The following is a 19,487-nucleotide window of genomic DNA, read 5'->3' as shown; positions in this document are numbered from 1 at the left end:
CCCGGTCAGCTTACTCGTCCTCGGTGCGGTAGCCCAGGTTGGGCGAGAGCCACCGCTCGGCCTCGTCGACCGTCCAGCCCTTCCGCCTGGCGTAGTCCTCGACCTGGTCGCGGCCGACCCGCCCGAGCACGAAGTACTGGGACTGCGGGTGCGAGAAGTACAGCCCGCTGACCGCGGCCCCCGGCCACATGGCCATGCTCTCGGTGAGCTGGATGCCGGTGTGCGCCTCGACGTCGAGCAGCTCCCAGATCGTCTGCTTCTCGGTGTGCTCGGGGCAGGCGGGGTAGCCCGGCGCCGGGCGGATGCCGGCGTACTTCTCGGCGATCAGCGCCTCGTTGTCCAGGTGCTCGTCGGCGGCGTAGCCCCAGAACTCCCTGCGCACCCGCTCGTGCAGGCGCTCGGCGAACGCCTCGGCCAGCCGGTCGGCCAGCGCCTCGAGCATGATCGCGTTGTAGTCGTCGTGCTCCTTCTTGAACGCCTGCACCCGCTCGGCCGAACCGAGCCCGGCGGTGACGGCGAACGCGCCGACGTGGTCGCGCAGCCCGGTCTCCCGCGGCGCGACGAAGTCGGCCAGCGACTTGCGGGGCGACCCGTCCCGGCCCTCGGTCTGCTGGCGCAGCTGGTGCAGGACGGTGCGCACCTCGGTGCGCGACTCGTCGGTGTAGACCTCGATGTCGTCGCCGGCCACCTGGGCGGCCGGGAAGAGGCCGAACACGCCCGAGGCGCGCAGCCACTTCTCCTCGACGATCCGGTCGAGCATCGCCTGCGCGTCCTCGTAGAGCCGCCGCGCGGCCTCGCCGGTGGTGGGGTTGTGCAGGATGTCGGGGAACCGCCCGCGCATTTCCCAGGCGTTGAAGAACGGCTGCCAGTCGATGTAGTCGCGCAGCTCGGCCAGCGGGTAGTCGTGGAAGTGCCGCACGAACTGGGTCGCCGTCCCGAGGGTGCACGCGGGGCCGTCGCAGACGTCCTTCGCCTGCTGCAGCAGCATCCGCGGGCGGGGCGGCACGTACCCGGTCCAGTCGATCGGGGTCGCGGCCTCGCGTGCCCGGGCGATGGGCAGCAGCGAGCGGGTGTCCTGGCGGGCGGCGTGCCGCTCCCGCAGCGTCGCGTACTCCGCCTCGGTCTCGGCCAGCAGCGCCGGCCGCTGCTCGTCCGACAGCAGCGCCGCCACGACCGGCACCGACCGGGAGGCGTCCTTCACCCAGATGACCGGGCCGGAGTACTTCTGCGCCACCTTGACCGCGGTGTGCGCGCGCGACGTCGTCGCCCCGCCGATGAGCAGCGGGATCTCGAAGCCCTGGCGCTCCATCTCCGAGGCCAGGGTGACCATCTCGTCCAGCGACGGCGTGATGAGCCCGGACAGCCCGATGACGTCGGCGCCCTCGGCCTTGGCGGCGTCGAGGATCTTCTGCGCCGGCACCATGACGCCGAGGTCGACGACGTCGTAGTTGTTGCACTGCAGGACGACGCCGACGATGTTCTTGCCGATGTCGTGGACGTCGCCCTTCACGGTGGCCATGACGACCTTGCCGTTGCTGCGCTCGGCGTCGCCGGGCTTCTTCTCCGCCTCGATGAACGGGATGAGGTAGGCGACCGCCTTCTTCATCACCCGCGCGGACTTCACCACCTGCGGCAGGAACATCTTGCCCGCGCCGAACAGGTCGCCGACGACGTTCATGCCGTCCATCAGCGGGCCCTCGATGACCTCGATCGGCCGGCCACCGCGCTCGCTGATCTGGGCGCGCAGCTCCTCGGTGTCGCCCTCGACGAAGGCGTCGATGCCCTTCACCAGCGCGTGGGTGATCCGCTCCCCCACCGGCAGGCTGCGCCACTCCTCGGTGGCGACCTCCTTGACGGTGCCGTCGCCGGCGAAGTCGCCGGCGATCTCCAGCAGCCGCTCGGTGCTGTCGGGGCGGCGGTTGAGGATGACGTCCTCGATCCGCTCGCGCAGCAGCTCGGGCACCTCGTCGTACACCTCGAGGGCGCCGGCGTTGACGATGCCCATGTCCATCCCCGCGCGGATCGCGTGGAAGAGGAACACGGCGTGGATGGCCTCGCGCACCGGGTTGTTCCCGCGGAAGGAGAACGAGACGTTCGAGACGCCGCCGGAGACCAGCGCGCCCGGCAGGTTCTGCTTGATCCAGCGGGCGGCCTCGATGAAGTCGACGCCGTAGTTCGCGTGCTCCTCGATGCCCGTGGCGACGGCGAAGACGTTCGGGTCGAAGATGATGTCCTCGGCCGGGAAGCCCACCTTCTCGGTGAGGACGTCGTACGCCCGGCGGCAGATCTGCTTCCGGCGCTCCAGGGTGTCGGCCTGGCCGTCCTCGTCGAAGGCCATGACGACGACGGCGGCGCCGTACTTGCGGCACAGCCGGGCCTCGCGGACGAACTTCTCCTCGCCCTCCTTGAGGGAGATGGAGTTGACGATCGCCTTGCCCTGCACGCACTTGAGGCCGGCCTCGATCACCTCCCACTTGGAGGAGTCGACCATCACCGGGACGCGGGAGATGTCGGGCTCGGAGGCGATGAGCTTGGTGAAGCGGTCCATCGCCTCGACGCCGTCGATCATCCCCTCGTCCATGTTGACGTCGATGACCTGCGCGCCGGCCTCGACCTGCTGGCGGGCGACGGCCAGGGCCGCCGGGTAGTCGCCGGCCTTGATCAGGTTCCGGAAGCGCGCCGAGCCGGTGATGTTGGTGCGCTCGCCGACGTTGACGAACAGCGACTCCTCGGTGACGGTCAGCGGCTCCAGGCCGGACAGCCGCAGCGCGGGCGCCACCTCGGGCACCACGCGCGGCGTCTTCCCGTCGACGTCGCGCGCGATGGCGGCGATGTGCGCGGGCGTGGTGCCACAGCAGCCGCCGACCAGGTTGACGAAGCCCGCGTCGGCGAACTCGGCCACGATCGCGGCCGTCTCGTCGGGCGTCTCGTCGTACTCGCCGAAGGCGTTGGGCAGGCCGGCGTTGGGATAGCAGGAGACGAAGGTGTCGGCGACGCGCGAGATCTCGGCGATGTAGGGCCGCATCTCCTTGGCGCCGAGGGCGCAGTTCAGCCCGACCAGCAGCGGCTTCACGTGCCGCACCGAGTGCCAGAACGCCTCGGTGACCTGCCCGGACAGGGTCCGGCCCGAGGCGTCGGTGATCGTGCCGGAGATCATCACCGGCCAGCGCCGGCCCCGCTCCTCGAACAGCGTCTCCAGCGCGAAGATCGCCGCCTTGGCGTTGAGCGTGTCGAAGATCGTCTCGATCAGCAGCACGTCCGCGCCGCCGTCGACCAGGCCGTTGGCCTGCTCCAGGTAGGCCTCGACCAGCTGGTCGTAGGTGACGTTGCGGGCGCCCGGGTCGTTGACGTCGGGCGAGATGGACGCCGTCCGGCTGGTCGGGCCGATCGCGCCGACGACGTACCGGGGCTTGTCCGGGGTACGCGCGGTCATCGCGTCGGCCTCGCGGCGGGCCAGCCGGGCCGAGGCGACGTTGAGCTCGTAGGCGAGCTCGGACATGCCGTAGTCGGCCAGCGAGATCGTCGTGGCGTTGAAGGTGTTGGTCTCGAGCAGGTCGGCGCCGGCCTCGAGGTACTCGCGGTGGATGCCGGCGATGATCTCGGGCTGGGTGATGCTGAGCAGGTCGTTGTTGCCCTGGACGTCGCTCGGCCAGTCCGCGAAGCGCTCGCCGCGGTAGCCGGCCTCGTCGGGACGGTCGCGCTGGATCGCGGTGCCCATGGCGCCGTCGAGCACCAGGATGCGCTGGGCCAGCAGCGCGGTCAGCTCGGCGGTCGCGTCGGGGCGGAGGACGGGTGACTCGGTCACAGGTGTTCCCCATGGTGGTCGCTGTGGGTGTGCGGGCCCTGGCTTCGCGCGCGCGAGCTCCGGCACCCCGGCGGGTTGGCCCAGGCTTGGGCGGTCCCGATGTCGGCCCCATGGTCTCACCTCTGCCCGCGGCGGAGGGGCACGTCCCCTCTCCGGGGTTCGCGGTCGTCGTCGTCCGACGCCCCGGGTGGATCGACGTAGGCTGGCAGGGGTGATCGACCCGCAGCCCAGCGCCGAGGACATGCCCGACCTCACCGACCCGGTGGTGGTCGTGGCCTTCGAGGGCTGGAACGACGCCGGCGACGCCGCGACGGGTGCGGTCGAGCACCTGGAGCTGATCTGGGACGCCACCCCGCTCGCCGCCCTCGACCCCGAGGAGTACTACGACTTCCAGGTCAACCGGCCGACCGTCTCGCTGATCGACGGCGTGAGCCGGCGCATCGAGTGGCCGACGACGCGGATCTCCGTCGTCCGCCCGCCGGAGAGCCCGCGGGAAGTGATCCTGGTGCGCGGCATCGAGCCGAACATGCGCTGGCGGTCCTTCTGCGCGGAGCTGATCGGCCTGCTCCGGGAGCTCGGCGCGCAGACCGTCGTCGCCCTGGGCGCGCTGCTGGCCGACACCCCGCACACCCGCCCCACCCCGGTCACCGGCTCGGCCTACGACGACGACTCAGGCGCAGGCCTACGGGCTGGAGACCTCCCGGTACGAGGGCCCCACCGGGATCCTCGGCGTGTTCCAGGACGCCTGCGTGCAGGCCGGCCTGCCGGCGATCAGCTTCTGGGCGGCGGTGCCGCACTACGTCTCCCAGCCGCCCTCGCCGCGCGCGACGCTGGCGCTGCTGCGCCGCGTCGAGGAGGTGCTGGAGATCGCCGTGCCGGTCGGGGCGCTCCCCCAGCAGGCCGAGGAGTGGGTGCAGACCGTCGACGAGATGGCCAACGAGGACGAGGAGGTCGTCGAGTACGTGCGCTCGCTCGAGGAGCGCGCCGCCGAGGTCGACCTTTCCCAGGCCAACGGCGACTCGATCGCCCGCGAGTTCGAGCGCTACCTGCGCCGCCGGGGGAATTCCTGACGCGATCCTCCGGATCGCACCGCGGTCAGGTGCCGTCCCCCACCGGCGCTGAGCCGCTGCGTCGCTCGATCGCGGGGACCCTCCGGGCCCCACTCCTCACGACCTCACCGCAGCAGCTCAGCACTCGGCCGTCGAGGACCGGGCGCGTGACCGCGGCTCGGCGATGATCAACGCACGCCGAGGGCTGCCCTCCTCGTGGTGAGGACCGCCGTCAGCGCGATCTCGTCCGCGCGCGGTCGATGGACCGGGGGCTGAGCGTCAGCGGTCGCGGAGCAGGGGCGTCAACCTGCTGCTCGCGTCGTCGTCGAAGAGGCGGTCGTGGGTGTTGAGCGCGAACCGGTCGGTCATGCCGCTGACGTAGTCGACGACCTGGGTGACGGCGTCGGCCTCGGTGTCCCGGTAGGACGCCGGGAGCAGCTCGGGGTGCGCCAGGTGGTGGTCGACCAGCCGGCGGATGACGTCGACCGCCACGTGCTTCTGCCCCGCGGCGGTCTCGGACTCGTACACCCGCTCGAACATGAACGCCCGCAGCTCGTGCATCGCCTCGAGCGGCCCGGGCGCCATGACCACCTGGCCGCTGCCGGAGGTCAGCGAGCCCTCGATGACGGCTTCGATCATCGCGCCCACCATCTGGCTGCCCGGCTCGCCGAACACCGCACGGGTGCTCGCCGGGAGGTCGGTGGGGCGCAGCACCCCGGCGCGGACGGCGTCGAGCGCGTCGTGCGAGAGGTAGCCGATCCGGTCGGCGTAGCGCACGCACTCGGCCTCGCGGGTGGACGGCGGCGGCGTGATCTTCCAGCTGTGCGCGCGGACGCCGTCGCGCACCTCCCAGGTGAGGTTGAGGTCCTCGAGCACCTCGACGATCCGCACCCCCTGCGCGGCGTGGTGCCAGCCGCCGGGGACGTAGGGGTCGAAGGCGTCCTCGCCGATGTGCCCGAACGGCGAGTGCCCGACGTCGTGGGCCAGGGCGATCGCCTCGGCGAGGGTCTCGTTGAGGCCGAGGCCGCGGGCCAGCGAGCGCGCCACCTGGGTCACCTGCAGCGTGTGGGTGAGCCGGGTGACGAAGTGGTCGCCGTCGGGGTTGAGGAAGACCTGCGTCTTGTGCTTGAGCCGGCGGAACGCCTTGGCGTGCAGGATGCGGTCGCGGTCCCGCTCGAACGCCGTCCGCAGCCGGTCCTCGGCCTCCGGACGGGCCCGCCCGCGGGTGGCCGCGGAGCGGCAGGCGGCCGGGGCGAGCTGCTCCTCGGCGCGCTCGCGCGCGCCCCGGTCGGTGAACCGGAACGGGGCCTCCGGCCCGGGCAGCCCGCCGGTCATCAGCAGTCCTGCAGCGCGACGCCGAGCAGCGCGTCGACGGCGTCGCAGACGATCGCCGGGGCCTGCTCCTCCTGCTCGCCGGTGCCGGCGAGGGTGGCCGCGGCCCACGCGTCGACGACGGCGATGGCGCCGGGGCTGTCGAGGTCGTCGGCCAGCCGCTCGCGCAGGCCGTGCAGCACCGGGCCGGCCGGGGCGCCGGTGCCCTGGGCGACGGCGCGCCGCCAGGTGGCCAGCCGCTCCTGCGCCTCGTGCAGCAGGGCCGGCGTCCAGGCGCGGTCGGTGCGGTAGTGCCCGGAGAGCAGCGCCAGCCGGATCGCCATGGGGTCGACGCCCTCGCCGCGCAGCTTGGAGACGAACACCAGGTTGCCGCGGCTCTTGCTCATCTTCTCGCCGTCGAGGCCGATCATCGCCGCGTGCACGTAGGCCCGGGCGAAGGGCTCGGTGGCCCCGCCGGCGCGCAGCGCCTCGGCGTGGACGGCGGAGTACTCGTGGTGCGGGAAGACCAGGTCGCTGCCACCGCCCTGCACGTCGAAGCCCATGCCGATGGTGTCCAGGGCGATCGCGGCGCACTCGATGTGCCAGCCGGGCCGGCCCTTCGTGCCGCGCGGGCCCGGCCACGAGGGCTCGCCCTCGCGCTCGCCGCGCCACAGCATCGGGTCCAGCGGCTGCCGCTTGCCGGCCCGGTCGGGGTCGCCGCCCCGCTCGGCGAAGAAGCGCAGCATGGTCGCCTCGTCGTAGCGGGACTCGCTGCCGAAGCCGGGGGCCTGCGCGATGTCGTGGTAGACGTCGCCGGTGCCGTCGTCCAGCACGTAGGCCAGGCCGGCGTCGAGCATCTCCTCGACGTAGCCCACGATGCGCGGGATCGCCTCGACCGCGCCGACGTAGTCCTCGGGCGGGAGCACCCGCAGCGCCGTCATGTCCTCGCGGAACAGCGCCGTCTCGCGCATGGCGAGCACGACCCAGTCCTCGCCGTCGCGCTCGGCGCGCTCGAGCAGCGGGTCGTCGATGTCGGTGACGTTCTGGACGTAGTGCACGGCGTGCCCCGCGTCCCGCCACACCCGGTTGATCAGGTCGAACGCCAGGTAGGTGGCGGCGTGGCCCAGGTGGGTGGCGTCGTAGGGGGTGATGCCGCAGACGTACATGCGCGCCGTGCGGTCCGGGCTCGTGGGGACGACCTCTCCGCGGGCGGTGTCGTGCACCGAGAGGACGGATCCGGTCCCCGGGAGGGTCGGCAGGAGCGGAGCGGGCCAGGAGAGCACGACCCGAGCCTAGATTGCGGGTCCGACGCCGCCGGTCCGCACGTCCGCTGCGGTCCTCGCCCGGGGAGGACGCCCATGGAGATCGAGCAGTACCTGCCGGCGTTGCGCCGGGCCGACGACCGGTTCGCCGACGTGACGGCGGCCGCCGTCCTGGACCGCGGGTGGTCCGCCCGGGTGCCCGGCTGCCCCGGCTGGACGCTGGCCGACCTCGTCTGGCACCTGGCCACCGTCCAGCGGTTCTGGGCGTGGGTGATGCGCACCCGGGCCGAGAGCCCGGCCGGCTACGCCGAACCCGCCCGGCACCCCGACGACGAGCTGCTCGCCTACGGCGCGGCCCGCAGCGCCGAGCTGGAGGCGGCGCTGGCCGCGGCCGACCCGGGCGAGCGGGTGTGGACGTGGGGCCCGCGGCAGGACGTCGGCTTCGTGCTGCGCCGGCAGCTCCAGGAGGCGACCGTGCACACCGCCGACGCCGAGCAGGTGCTGGGCGACGTCCGCCCGATCCCGGCCGACATCGGCCTCGACGGGCTGGACGAGTGGCTGGAGGTGATGGTGCCGGCGAGCCTCCCGGACGGGCCTCCCCCGCACGCGCACCCCGTCGTCCTCCACGCGGTGGACGCCGACGCCGAGCGCACGCTCTTCCCCGGCTCGCGGCCCTTCCCGATCGCCGCCCTGACCGGCACCGCCGGCGACCTGCTGCTCGCGGTGTGGCGGCGGGTGCCCCTCGAGGTGCTCACCGTCGACGGCGACGGGCTGCAGGCCGCGGCGATGTTCGACCTGGTCGACCTCGGGTGACCGGGAGCTGACGTGCCCACCTCGCTGCAGGTCCTCACCGGCGTCGCCGCGCTCGGCTGCGGGCTGGTCGGCGGGGTCTTCTTCGCCTTCTCCACCTTCGTCCTGCAGGGGCTGGCGCGGCTCCCGGCGGCGGGCGGGGTCGCCGCCATGCAGTCGATCAACCGCACGGCGGTGCGGCCCGGCCTGATGACCGCGCTGTTCGGCACCGCCGCGATCTGCCTCGCCGCCGGCGTGGGCGCGGTCACCGCCTGGGGCGAGGAAGGGGCGCCCTGGGTGGTCGCCGGGAGCGCGCTGTACCTGCTCGGCGGGGTGGCGGTGACCGCTGCGGCGAACGTGCCCCTGAACGACGCGCTCGCCGCGGCCGACCCGGAGGCCGAAGGGACGGCGGACCGGTGGCGGGGCTACGTGCGCGCGTGGGCGCGCTGGAACCACCTCCGCACCGTCACCTGCCTCGCGGCGTGCGCCGCGCACCTGATGGCGCTGGCCGGCTGAGGGCGGTCGGGGATCACCGGGCCCTCAGGGCCAGGTGACGGCGTGCCGGTCGAACTCCTCGCCGGTCTGCACGCCGACGACGCAGAAGACCATCCCCGCCGGGTCGAGCAGCTGCCAGAAGCCGCCGGGCTCGACGAAGCGGTGCCGGGTCGCGCCGAGCGCCTCCAGCCGCGCGACCTCGGCCTCGACGTCGTCGGTCTCGACGTCGACGTGCCAGCGCGGCGGGGTGCCCGCACCGGTCCGCTGGATCTCCACGTGCCAGCCGTCGGCGAACGAGCCGAGCGTCCCCCAGTCCTCGTCATCGGGGTCGGGTGCGACGGCCCGGCCGGTCGCACCCGACCAGAACGCGGACCCGGCGGCGTGGTGCTCGGGCGGCAGGTCGAGCAGCAGGATCGACAGGCGGCTGCGGTGCGGCACGACCGGCCCGCTCAGCGCATGCGCCGGTAGAGGCACTGGCCCCCACCGGAGGCGTGCAGCGCGCCGCCGGGCGACCACACGTTGGCCCGCCAGCCGAACATCCCCCGCGTGGAGACCGGCGCCGCGCCGTCGCAGAGCAGCCAGGGCTCGTCCAGCGCCGGCCGGTGGAAGGCGACGTTGAGGTCCAGCGTCGGCGCGGTGAACGGGGGCCGCTGCCAGGCGTGCGGGCGGACGGCGGCCGGCCAGCTCGGCAGGTCGATGAGGACGACCGACCGGGCGGCGTCGGTCCACGGGTCGGCGAAGGTCGGCGTCCCCCGGAACCGCAGCCACTGCTGCCAGACGGCGGGGCTCGGGCCCTCCGGCGGCCGGGTGGCGTCGAAAGTGATCGGGCGGCTCTCGATGTTGTTCCAGAACGGCACCGGCGCGGCGGAGCCCTCGGGCATCAGCTCCGACATCGGCCGCAGCTCGTCCGGCCCGGGGACGTCGGGGGCCACGGACTCGTCGTGCTCGAGGCCCTCGTTCGGGCCCACGGCCCAGATCATCGCGTTGAGGATCGGCCGCCCGGTCTGGGTGATCGTGACCGTCGACGACGCGGCCGTCCGGCCCGGCTTGGCGTGGTGCACCTCGATGTCGACCGGCTCGGGCCGGGCCACGCCCAGGTAGTGGCAGGAGAACGCGGCCGGCTGCAGCTCGCCCGCCGTCGCCCCGACCGCGCGCAGCGCGAACGAGGCGATGTAGCCGCCCATCGGGCCCCAGATGTCCCACTCGGGCGACGGCGTCCCCCGGAAGAGACCCTCGTCGACCTGCTCCACCCGGGTGGCCTCGCCAAAGATCCATCACACCGCCACACTCCCCGACGGCCGCGTTCCCGCGCAAGCGACGCTCCTGGGACCGCCCGCATGCGCACGAGCGTGGCCTCGCCGGACCCGGAGACCACCCGCGGACGCATCCGGGCGCGCAGAGCGCTAGGAGGGCGAGCTCAGAACGGCGGCCAGGGCAGGGCCGGCCAGTCGCCGCTGGGCTCGGGGTGCAGCTTGGTGCGCAGCAGCTCGGCGACGCGCTGGGACGTGCGGCGCACCTCGCGGCGGGTCAGGTGCTCGTGCAGCTGCTCGCCGAGGTCGCCGCGCAGCTCCTCGGCCAGCCGCTCCAGCACCTCCAGCGACGCCAGCGGGATCGGCCGGCCGGCCCAGCGCCACAGCAGGGTGCGCAGCTTGGGCTCGGCGGAGAAGCAGATGCCGTGGTCGACGCCGTAGGCGTGCCCGTCGGGCATCGGGATGATGTGCCCGCCCTTGCGGTCGGCGTTGTTCACCACCGCGTCGAAGACGGCCATGCGGCGCAGCGCCGGGTCGTCCCGCCGCACGTACTCGGCCAGGTCGACGTCCTCGTCGCCGTCGATCCACAGCTGCACCATGCCGGTGCCGAAGGGGCCCTCGCGCAGCACCGTCGGCGGCACGACCCGCCAGCCGGTGGCCTGCGAGACGAGGAACGCGGAGATCTCCCGCCCGGCGAGGGTGCCGTCGGGGAAGTCCCAGAGCGGGCGCTCCCCCGCGACCGGCTTGTAGACGCACTCGGCGCCGAGCTCCCCGGCGCGGATGGTGCCCACCAGGGTCACGTTGGACGCGTCGAGCATCCGGCCCTCGAGGTCGATCTCGCCGGTGCTCAGCAGGTGCAGCGCCTCGGCGTCGTCGGCCGGCGGCCGGGTGTCCGGTTCGGCGGGCTGCTCGCTCATCGACGCGCCGCCGGTCAGCGGCGGTAGCCGTTCTGCCGCGGGCAGACGTGGCCGGTCGGGTCGAGCGGCATCGAGCACAGCGGGCAGGAGGGCCGGCCTGCGGCGATGACCCGCCGGGCCCGGGCGATGAACGCCCGCGCCGCCATCGGGGTGATGGTCACCCGCAGCGCGTCGGGGCCCTCGTCGCTGTCGGAGAGGATCGCGTCCTCCTCGATCGGCTCCTCGCCGGCCGCTACCGCCTCGACGACGACGGCCTGCTCCGAGCCGTCCCAGGCCAGGCCCATGGCCGCGACCCGGAACTCCTCGTCCACGGGCGGGGTGAGCGGCTCGAGGTCGTCGACGTCGGCGTCGGGCGGGATCACCGCGTCGGCGCGGCCGGCGACCTCGTCGAGCAGCTCGGCCATGCGGTCGGCCAGCACCTGGACCTGGTTCTTCTCCAGGGCGACGCTGACCGTGCGGCCACTGCTGTCGGACGCCTGGAGGTAGAAGGTGCGGTCTCCTGGCTGGCCCACGGTGCCGGCGACGAACCGGCTCGGACGGTCGAAGAGATGGACCTGACGGGGCACATGCCCAGGTTACGCGGGCGGTGCCGGGGACCGCCGGGGTCGCCGCCGGGGAGGTCAGGCGGGCGCGCCGGCCCCGCCACCGACGACGGCGTCCGAGGACGCCCTGCGCCGGCCCCGCTTCTTCGGCGGCGGCGGGATCAGCGCCGAGACGTCACCGCCGGTGTCGTTGACCCGCGCCACGAACGGCCGGGTCTCGGTGTAGGTGACCACCGAGATCGACGCCGGGTCGACGACGATCCGCTGGAACTGGTCCAGGTGCAGGCCCAGCGCGTCGGCCAGCACCGCCTTGATGACGTCGCCGTGGCTGCAGGCCAGCCAGACGGCGTCCGGGCCGAGCTCGGCGTTCACCGCGCGGACGGCGGCGACGGCGCGGGCCTGGGTCTGCGCGAGCCCCTCCCCCTCCGGGCCGGGGAAGACCGCGGCCGAGGGGTGCTGCTGGACGATCTTCCAGAGCGGCTCCTTGGCCAGCTCCTTGATGGCGCGGCCGGTCCAGTCGCCGTAGCGGGCCTCGCCGAGGCGCTCGTCGGTGCGCAGCTCGAGGTCGCGCCCGGCGGTGACCGCCGTCGCCGTCTGCACGCAGCGCTCCAGCGGGCTGCTGACCACCGCGGCCAGCGGCACCTTGGCCAGCCGCTCCCCCACCGCGGCGACCTGCGCCTCCCCGGTCTCGTCGAGCCGGACGCCGGGCGTCCACCCCGCCAGCACGCCGCCGGCGTTGGCCGTCGTCCGCCCGTGGCGGAGCAGGATCACCGTGGTCACAGCGCGGACACTACGGGGAGCGGGCGCCCGCGAGGGCGGGGTTCCGGGCGTCCGGGCCTCACCCGCAGGCCCCGGAACCCCGCCCTCGGCTCAGGGCAGCGACGAGGCTGCGGGCTCCGGGTCGAGCACGCCGGCGAACACCAGCACGAGCAGCAGGACGCCGAGCGCGATGCGGTAGACGACGAACGGCGTGAACGAGCCCCGGTCCAGGTAGCGCAGCAGCCAGGCGATGACGGTCAGGCCGACGCCGAACGCGATGACCGTGGCCAGGACCGTCGGGCCCCAGGAGACGCCGGGGCCGGCGGTGTCGCCGCTGAGCTCGTCGTAGGCCTGGTAGAAGCCCGAGGCCAGCACCGCGGGGATGGCCAGCAGGAACGAGTAGCGGGCGGCCGCGGCGCGGGAGTAGCCGAGGAACAGCCCGGCGGTGATCGTGCCGCCGGAGCGGGAGACGCCGGGGATGAGCGCCAGCGCCTGGGCGAAGCCGTACGTGATGCCGTGCGGCACGGTGAGCTGGTCGAGCTCGCGCTGCTTGGCGCCCACCCGGTCGGCCCAGAAGAGGATCAGCGCGAAGACGATCAGCGTCGTCGCCACGATGCGCAGGTCGCGGAACGTCGTCTCGATGCTGTCCTGGAACAGCAGGCCGAGGATCCCGATCGGCAGGCTGCCGACGATGATCAGCCAGCCCATCCGGGCGTCGGGGTCGCCCTTCCGGCGGCCGCCGAGCGAGCCGATCCAGGCGGTGAGGATCCGCCAGATCTCGCGGCGGAAGTAGAGCAGGACGGCGGCCTCGGTACCGATCTGCGTGATCGCGGTGAAGGCGGCGCCGGGGTCCTCCCAGCCGAAGGCCTCCCCCACGACGCGCAGGTGCGCGCTGGAGGAGATCGGCAGGAACTCGGTCAGGCCCTGGACCACGCCCAGGACGACGGCTTCGAACCAGCCCATCAGCGCGCGCCGGACGGGGTGGGGATGCGGCAGGCGGACACGAGCGGTCACCCTAGGCGGCGCGTCGGTCGGGCCCGGCCGCGCCGCTCCGAGGGCAGCGGTGCTCCCGCGTGCCGGGTGCCGCGCGCCGGTAGGTTGGCCGGTCGTGGAACAACGGGCGCTCGGGCGCAGCGGTCTGGTCGTGAGCCGCCTGGCGCTGGGCACGATGACCTGGGGCCGCGACACCGACGAGGACGAGGCCGCGATGCAACTCACCGCTTTCGTCGACGCCGGCGGCACGCTGGTCGACACCGCCGACGTCTACTGCGACGGCGACAGCGAGCGGATCCTCGGCCACCTGCTCACCGACGTCGTGCCGCGCGACTCCGTGCTCGTCGCCACCAAGGCCGCCGGGCGCACCGCGCCGGGCCCGATGGGCCGCGGCGCCTCCCGCGGCCATCTGCTCGCCGCGCTCGACGCCTCGCTGCAGCGGCTCGGCCTGGACCACGTCGACCTGTGGCAGGTGCACGCCTGGGACGACGTGACGCCGCTCGAGGAGACCCTGGCCGCCTGCGACCTCGCCGTCTCCTCGGGCCGGGCCCGCTACATCGGCATCAGCAACTTCTCCGGCTGGCAGACCGCGCAGGCCGCCACCTGGCAGCGGGCCTGGCCGGGGCGCACGCCGATCGTGAGCACCCAGGTCGAGTACTCGCTGCTTCAGCGCGGGGTCGAGCGGGAGGTCGTGCCCGCCGCGGAGGCGCTGGGGCTCGGCGTCCTGGCCTGGTCGCCGCTGGGCCGCGGGATCCTCACCGGCAAGTACCGGCACAGCACGCCGTCGGAGTCCCGCGGCGCCTCCGCGCCGTGGCAGGCCTTCATCGACGGGCTGCGCTCGCCGAAGTCCGACCGGATCGTGGAGGCGGTGATCACCGCGGCCGAGGGGCTGGGCACCAGCCCGCTCGGGGTGGCGCTGGCGTGGGTGCGCGACCGGCCCGGCGTCGTCGCCCCGGTCGTGGGCGCGCGCACCGCGCAGCAGCTGCAGGCCTCCCTCGACGCCGACGGCGTGCGGCTGCCCGCCGCGATCCGCACCGCGCTGGAGGACGTCTCCGCCGCGCCGGCCGGCTACCCCGAGCGCCGGGCGGACCGGTGAGCGCGCCCGCTGCCGCGCCGGGCGGCGACCCGGTCTTCGCCGCTTTCTGCGCCGCCGGGCTCTGGCCGGGTCTGGGCCGGCGGACCGCCGCCGAGCTGCCCGCGGCCGGCATCACCTCGCCCGACGACGTCACCGCCGACCGGCTGATCAAGCTCCCGCGCGTCGGCCGGCAGCGCGCCGAGCGGCTGTTCTCCGGCTTCCTGGCCGCGGCGCCCACCTACGAGGTCGTGGAGATGCTCCTCGCGGCCGGGCTGCAGGCCAAGCTGGCGGCGGGCGTCGCCGACGCGCTGGGCCCGGACGCCGCCCGCCGGCTGCGCGACGACCCGTGGGCGCTGCTCAGCCTGTCCGGCGTCACGCTCGGGGACGCCGACCGGCTGGCGATCGCCGTCCTCAAGGGCGCCGACCGGCAGGACGCCCGCCGCGGCCGGGCCATCGTCGGGCTCACCCTGCGCACGGCCACCCGCGACGGGCACACCGTGCTCCCGGCCGACCTCGTGGTGGCCGCCCTGCGCGCCGAGGGCATCACCGACCCGGCCGCCGCGATCGTCGCCGCCGTCGACGGCGGCGAGGTCCTCGAGCACGAGCCGCCGCTCCCCGAGGACGACGGGGCAGGTGGGGATGCCGACACAGCCGAGCCCGATCCCGCGCTGCGCACGCTCTCCCTGGCCCGCTACGGCATGGCCGAGGAGGCCGTGGCGGAGAACGTGGCCCGGCTGTCGGCCGCGGCCGAGCTGATCGCGGACCCGCTGTCGGTCCGCAAGGTCTCCAAGGGCCTGGACAAGGCGCAGACCGCGGCCGTCGCCCAGGTGCTGGGGAGCGGCGTCAGCCTGCTGACCGGCGGCCCGGGCACCGGCAAGAGCCGCACGGTCGCCTCGATCGTGCAGCTGCTGATGGCCAAGGGCACCGAGGTGGCGCTCGCCGCGCCGACGGGACGTGCGGCCAAGCGGCTGGAGGAGCTCACCGACCACCCGGCGACGACGGTGCACCGGCTGCTCGGCGCACAGGGCATGACCGGCGGCTTCTCCCGCAACGAGGAGTGGCCGCTGGACGCCGACGTCGTCGTCGTCGACGAGGCCTCGATGCTCGACGTCGAGCTCACCGCGGCACTGCTGGAGGCCTGCAAGGACGGCACCCACCTGCTGCTCGTCGGCGACCCCGCGCAGCTGCCCTCGATCGGCCCCGGCCACGTGCTGGGCGACCTCATCGACTCCGGGGCCGTGCCGGTCACCGAGCTGACCACGCTGTACCGGCAGGCCGAGGGCGGTGCGATCGCCCGGCTGGCGACCGGTGTCCGCGGCGGCGACCTGCCGGTGGTCGACTCCCCCGACCGCGAGGTCGTGATCGTGCCGGCGACCGGCTCGGCAGAGGCGGCCCGCCGGGTGGTGCAGCTGGTCACCGACTCGATCCCGCGGGCGCTGGGCATCGAGCCGGGCGCGGTGCAGGTCGTGACGCCGGTGCACCGCGGGCCGGCCGGCACGATCGAGCTCAACAAGGCGCTCAAGGCGGTGCTCAACCCGGGCGAGGGCACCGTGTTCGGCTTCGACCCGGGCGACCGCGTCGTCGCCACCGCCAACCACCTCGACCTGGAGCCGGTCGGCTTCGCCAACGGCGAGGTCGGCGTCGTCACCAAGGCCGGCGAGGGTTCGCTGGACGTGGCGTTCGCGTCGGGGCCGGTGACGGTGAACGGCACCGCGCTGTCGGACCTGCGGCACGGGTGGGCGATCACCGTGCACCGCGCGCAGGGGTCGGAGTGGCCCGGCGTCGTCGTCGTGCTGCCGCCCGAGGCCGGGGGGATGCTCTCGCGGCCGCTGGTCTACACCGCGCTCACCCGCGCGCAGAAGCACCTGTCGATCGTGCACGCGAGCGGCGCCGCGCTGGTGCGGGCCGTACGCGAGGTCGACGTCCGCCCGCGGCGCACCCGGCTGGCCGCGCTGCTGGCCGAGTACGCCGCCGACCTCGCCGGCTGAGCAGTCCGCGAGATCTGCACACTCGGGGCTCTCCAGCGGTCGAAAGGCCCGAGTGTGCAGATCTCGTGCAGGAAGGCGGGTCAGCCCTTGAGGGACTCCTCGACGTCCGGGTTCTCCTCGAAGAACGCGGTGATCGCCTCGTCGTACTTCCCCTCGCCGTACTCGTTCACGACCAGGTTCTCCAGCGAGCCGTACTGCTCGTCGGTGAGCGAGAAGCCGCCCATCAGCTCGGCGACCTCCCCGCAGTCGTCGGAGAAGCCGTCGCGAGCCAGGGTGTGCAGGCCCTCGGCGTCGCCCAGCGCGCCCTCGGGGTCGGCGAGGTCCTTGACCGGGAACTCGCTGTTGGCCCAGAACGGGCGCCACAGGGTGACGACGATGTCCTCCTGCGCGTCGACGGCGGCCTGCAGCTCGGCGAGCATCGCGGTGGTGGAGGACTCGACCAGGGTGAAGTCGTCGAGGCCGTAGGTCGGCATGACCTCGTCCTTGGTGGTGCGGGTCAGGCCCGCGCCGGGCTCGATGCCGACGATGCGGCCGTCGAACCGGTCGGCCTGGCCGGCCAGGTCGGCGATCGACTCGATGTCGACGTACTCGGGCACGGCCAGGGTGAGGACGGCGCCGCCGTACCAGGAGCCGAGGTCCTCGATGTCGTCGCCGTACTCGTCCATGTAGTCGGCGTGGGTGACCTCCGACCAGGCCGACGGGTAGACGTCGACGTCGCCACCGGCCAGGCCCGCGTACAGCGGGGCGGCGTCGGCGATCTCCTCGAACTCGACCTCGTAGCCCTTGTCCTCCAGGACGTCCTGCCACAGGTGGGCCATGCTCAGGCCGTCGGTCCAGGACGGGATGAACCCCAGGGTGACCGACGCGCAGCTGTCGCCGCCGCCGTTGCCGGAGGCGGTGGTGTCGCTGCCCTCGTCGTCGCTGCCGCAGGCGGTGGCCGCCAGGGCGATCGCGGCCAGGCCGGCTGCCGCTCGCAGGCCGCGGCGGTGTCGGTTCAGGGTCACGTGGTGCTCCTCTCGTCGTGCGGCCCGCCTCGTCGCGGGCCGTCGAACGTGCTCGGCCGCCGGGCGCCGTGGTGGCGTCCGGTCGGCTCCGTGCGGATCAGCGGCCGACGGCCGCCGGAGAACGGGTCGGGTCGGCGTCCCCGGTCGGGACGACGGGGGTGCCGACGGCCGGCGCGGTGCGCCGCCGGACCAGCCACGAGCGGACCCCGCCCGCGCGGCGGCGCTCCCCGAAGGAGGAGGATGAGCCGGTCGAGGAAGATCGCCAGGATCACCACCGACAGCCCGGCCTCGAAGCCCAGCCCGATGTTCAGCCGGGAGATGCTGGTGACGACGACGCCGCCGAGCCCGCCGGCGCCGATGAGGCCCGCGATGACCGCCATCGAGAGCGCCAGCATGATCACCTGGTTGACGCCGGCCATGATCGTGGGCCGGGCCAGGGGCAGCTCGATGCCGCGCAGGATCTGCCACGGCGAGCTGCCGAACGCGTGCCCGGCCTCCACCGTCTCCCGGTCGACCTGGCGGATGCCCAGCTCGGTGAGCCGGACGCCGGGCGGCAGCGCGAAGATGATCGTGGTGACGACGCCGGGCACCAGCCCGATGCTGAAGAACGTGACCGCCGGGATGAGGTAGACGAACGCCGGCATCGTCTGCATGAGGTCCAGCACCGGCCGGACGACGGCGCTCACCCGCGCGCTCTTGGCCGCCGCGATGCCCACCGGGACGGCGACGACGACCGACACCAGCGTGGCGACCAGCACCAGGGCGAGGGTCTCCATCGCCGGCTCCCAGAGCTCCATGCTCTGGATCAGCAGCAGCCCGAGCAGCGAGCCGACGGCGAAGACGACCGAGCGGACGCCGAGCGCGAGCACGGCGAGGAGCGCGGCGAGCAGCAGCGGCGGCGGGGCCAGCAGCCCGTCGGTGACGCCTTCGACGGCGTTCTCGGTGCCGGTGCTGATGGCGTCGAAGACCGGGTCGAGGTTGTCCTTGAGCCAGTCGAAGGCGGTGTCCACCCACTCGCCGACGGGCACCCGCGGCAGGGACGTCTCCGCGAGGACGGCGGTCGGCTCAGCCACGGGATCCCTCCAGCAGCCCGGCGCGGTCGGCGAGCGGCGCGGCAGCGCGGTCGTCCGACGGCCTGCCGGCCAGCGCGGCCAGCACCGCGCGTGCGTCGACCAGGCCGATCGTGCGCCCGGCGTCGTCCACGACCGCGATCGGCGCCTCGCTCGCGCTCACGGGGCCGAGCAGCTCGGTCAGCGGGGTGTCAGCCGGCACCCGGCCGGCAGGAGGGACGTCGGGGCTCGCCGTCGGCACCGCGACGTCGGCGGCGGTGAACACGCGGGCGCGGTCCACGTCGGCCAGGAACCGCTCGACGTACTCGTCGCCGGGGTCGGCGAGGATCGACTCGGGCGTGCCCAGCCGCACGATCCGGCCGTCCCGCATGATCGCGATCCGGTCGCCCAGGCGCATGGCCTCGTTGAGGTCGTGGGTGATGAAGACGATCGTCTTGCCCAGCCGGGCCTGGAGCTCGAGCAGCTGGTCCTGCATCTCGCGGCGGATCAGCGGGTCCAGCGCGCTGAACGCCTCGTCCATCAGCAGCACCTCGGCCTCCGACGCGAGCGCGCGGGCCAGGCCGACGCGCTGCTGCATGCCGCCGGAGAGCTGGTCGGGGCGCTTGTCGGCCTGCCCGTCCAGCCCGACCATCGACAGCGCCTCGCGGGCCGCCGCGAGGCGGGTGCGGCGCTCGACGCCGCGGACCTCGAGGGCGTAGGCGGCGTTGTCCACCACGCTGCGGTGCGGGAGCAGCGCGAGGTGCTGGAACACCATGCTGATCCGGCGCTGCCGGACCTCGCGCAGGCGCTTGCCGCTCAGCGCGGTGATCTCGTCGCCGCCCACCGTGACGGTGCCGGCCGTGGGCTCCAGCAGGCCGTTGAGCATCCGGAGCAGGGTGGACTTGCCCGAACCGGACAAGCCCATCACCACGAAGATCTCGCCGGGCTCGACGGCCAGATCGACGTCGATGACCGCGGGGGTCGCGCCGGAGGCCCGGATCTCGTCGGCGGTGGCCCCGGCCCGGAGCCGCTCCACCGCCCCGGCCGGGTACCGACCGAAGACCTTGAACAGGCCGTCGACTCGCAGTGCGGTCACAGGTCCCTCTCGCCCGGTGTCCGGCGGCAGGGGGCGCCGGACACGTCGTGTCGGGCCGCGCCGACCGCGGCCCGACGATCGACGCTAGGGGCCGGTCAGGACC

General features: G+C 74.1%; 16 protein-coding genes and 1 pseudogene. 5 read left to right on the top strand and 12 right to left on the bottom strand.

Going from position 1 to position 19,487, the window contains the following annotated elements; translation table 11 throughout:
• Nucleotides 1–10 precede the first annotated feature (10 nt).
• Entirely contained in the window at nt 11–3,805 is a 3,795-nt protein-coding gene (metH, locus tag JKP76_RS14750) for a methionine synthase (protein WP_200491694.1), read from the bottom strand.
• Between metH and JKP76_RS24165 the strand changes: the two are divergent.
• A pseudogene (locus tag JKP76_RS24165) lies at nt 3,717–4,875 on the top strand (PAC2 family protein). The gene metH and the pseudogene JKP76_RS24165 overlap by 89 nt on opposite strands.
• 258 nt (nt 4,876–5,133) lie before the next feature.
• Here the strand turns inward: JKP76_RS24165 and JKP76_RS14740 are convergent.
• Together JKP76_RS14740 and mshC are read right to left on the bottom strand one after the other, a co-directional pair.
• Complete coding sequence (locus JKP76_RS14740) at nt 5,134–6,189, bottom strand: HD domain-containing protein (protein ID WP_200491693.1); 1,056 nt, start codon at nt 6,187–6,189, stop codon at nt 5,134–5,136.
• Complete coding sequence (mshC, locus tag JKP76_RS14735) at nt 6,189–7,448, bottom strand: cysteine--1-D-myo-inosityl 2-amino-2-deoxy-alpha-D-glucopyranoside ligase (protein WP_200491692.1); 1,260 nt, start codon at nt 7,446–7,448, stop codon at nt 6,189–6,191. Before mshC ends, JKP76_RS14740 begins: the two co-directional genes overlap by 1 nt.
• Before the next feature lie 75 nt (nt 7,449–7,523).
• On the opposite strand from mshC, the gene JKP76_RS14730 reads away from it, so the two are divergent.
• On the top strand, nt 7,524–8,240 hold the full coding sequence (locus JKP76_RS14730; protein WP_200491691.1) for a maleylpyruvate isomerase family mycothiol-dependent enzyme: 717 nt from the start codon (nt 7,524–7,526) through the stop codon (nt 8,238–8,240).
• A 12-nt stretch (nt 8,241–8,252) separates the two neighbouring features.
• Nucleotides 8,253–8,732 carry an anthrone oxygenase family protein gene (locus JKP76_RS14725; protein ID WP_200491690.1) on the top strand — a complete coding sequence of 160 codons (480 nt, stop codon included), beginning with the start codon at nt 8,253–8,255 and terminating at the stop codon, nt 8,730–8,732.
• Between the two features lie 24 nt (nt 8,733–8,756).
• On the opposite strand, the gene JKP76_RS14720 is transcribed toward JKP76_RS14725, so the two are convergent.
• The 6 genes from JKP76_RS14720 to JKP76_RS14695 all read right to left on the bottom strand — a co-directional run bounded on the left by JKP76_RS14720 (nt 8,757) and on the right by JKP76_RS14695 (nt 13,142).
• Entirely contained in the window at nt 8,757–9,149 is a 393-nt protein-coding gene (locus tag JKP76_RS14720) for a VOC family protein (RefSeq protein ID WP_200491689.1), read from the bottom strand.
• A gap of 11 nt (nt 9,150–9,160) precedes the next feature.
• A complete protein-coding gene (locus JKP76_RS14715; protein ID WP_200491688.1) occupies nt 9,161–9,961 on the bottom strand; it encodes an acyl-CoA thioesterase II in 801 nt (266 codons plus the stop codon).
• Nucleotides 9,962–10,128: 167 nt separating this feature from the next.
• Nucleotides 10,129–10,878: an SCO1664 family protein gene (locus JKP76_RS14710; protein WP_200491687.1), complete on the bottom strand. Its 750-nt coding sequence runs from the start codon at nt 10,876–10,878 to the stop codon at nt 10,129–10,131.
• Nucleotides 10,879–10,892: 14 nt separating this feature from the next.
• The gene (locus JKP76_RS14705) at nt 10,893–11,444 is read right to left on the bottom strand and encodes a DUF3090 family protein (protein WP_200491686.1); all 552 of its coding nucleotides are present in this window, start codon (nt 11,442–11,444) and stop codon (nt 10,893–10,895) included.
• Nucleotides 11,445–11,498: 54 nt separating this feature from the next.
• Entirely contained in the window at nt 11,499–12,200 is a 702-nt protein-coding gene (locus tag JKP76_RS14700; RefSeq protein ID WP_200491685.1) for a histidine phosphatase family protein, read from the bottom strand.
• Between the two features lie 90 nt (nt 12,201–12,290).
• Entirely contained in the window at nt 12,291–13,142 is an 852-nt protein-coding gene (locus JKP76_RS14695; protein WP_200491684.1) for an undecaprenyl-diphosphate phosphatase, read from the bottom strand.
• Between the two features lie 181 nt (nt 13,143–13,323).
• Here JKP76_RS14695 and JKP76_RS14690 point away from each other — a divergent pair, with 181 nt between their 5' ends.
• On the top strand, nt 13,324–14,268 hold the full coding sequence (locus JKP76_RS14690; protein WP_309229713.1) for an aldo/keto reductase: 945 nt from the start codon (nt 13,324–13,326) through the stop codon (nt 14,266–14,268).
• Nucleotides 14,265–16,235, top strand: a complete 1,971-nt coding sequence (locus JKP76_RS14685; RefSeq protein ID WP_200491682.1) for an AAA family ATPase — start codon at nt 14,265–14,267, stop codon at nt 16,233–16,235. Before JKP76_RS14690 ends, JKP76_RS14685 begins: the two co-directional genes overlap by 4 nt.
• Nucleotides 16,236–16,315: 80 nt before the next feature.
• On the opposite strand, the gene JKP76_RS14680 is transcribed toward JKP76_RS14685, so the two are convergent.
• The 3 genes from JKP76_RS14680 to JKP76_RS14670 are packed head-to-tail and all read right to left on the bottom strand — an operon-like array spanning nt 16,316 to nt 19,384.
• Nucleotides 16,316–17,239 (bottom strand): glycine betaine ABC transporter substrate-binding protein, encoded by a 924-nt coding sequence (locus tag JKP76_RS14680; protein WP_309229715.1) that lies wholly within the window; start codon nt 17,237–17,239, stop codon nt 16,316–16,318.
• A complete protein-coding gene (locus JKP76_RS14675) occupies nt 17,236–18,312 on the bottom strand; it encodes an ABC transporter permease subunit (RefSeq protein ID WP_309232998.1) in 1,077 nt (358 codons plus the stop codon). Before JKP76_RS14675 ends, JKP76_RS14680 begins: the two co-directional genes overlap by 4 nt.
• On the bottom strand, nt 18,305–19,384 hold the full coding sequence (locus JKP76_RS14670; RefSeq protein WP_200491681.1) for a glycine betaine/L-proline ABC transporter ATP-binding protein: 1,080 nt from the start codon (nt 19,382–19,384) through the stop codon (nt 18,305–18,307). Before JKP76_RS14670 ends, JKP76_RS14675 begins: the two co-directional genes overlap by 8 nt.
• Nucleotides 19,385–19,487 lie beyond the last annotated feature (103 nt).

It is taken from the genome of Blastococcus sp. TML/C7B (assembly GCF_016612845.1).
Lineage (GTDB): Bacteria > Actinomycetota > Actinomycetes > Mycobacteriales > Geodermatophilaceae > Blastococcus.
Note: the sequence above shows the minus strand (reverse complement) of the source record. Positions and strands in the feature narration are given on the sequence as shown.

What these genes read in the sequence shown, in the direction of transcription:
- JKP76_RS14730 (WP_200491691.1), top strand. Translation starts at nt 7,524, where the DNA reads ATGGAGATCGAGCAGTACCTGCCGGCGTTGCGCCGGGCCGACGACCGG.
- JKP76_RS14710 (WP_200491687.1), bottom strand. Translation starts at nt 10,878, where the DNA reads ATGAGCGAGCAGCCCGCCGAACCGGACACCCGGCCGCCGGCCGACGAC.
- JKP76_RS14695 (WP_200491684.1), bottom strand. Translation starts at nt 13,142, where the DNA reads ATGGGCTGGTTCGAAGCCGTCGTCCTGGGCGTGGTCCAGGGCCTGACC.
- JKP76_RS14740 (WP_200491693.1), bottom strand. Translation starts at nt 6,189, where the DNA reads ATGACCGGCGGGCTGCCCGGGCCGGAGGCCCCGTTCCGGTTCACCGAC.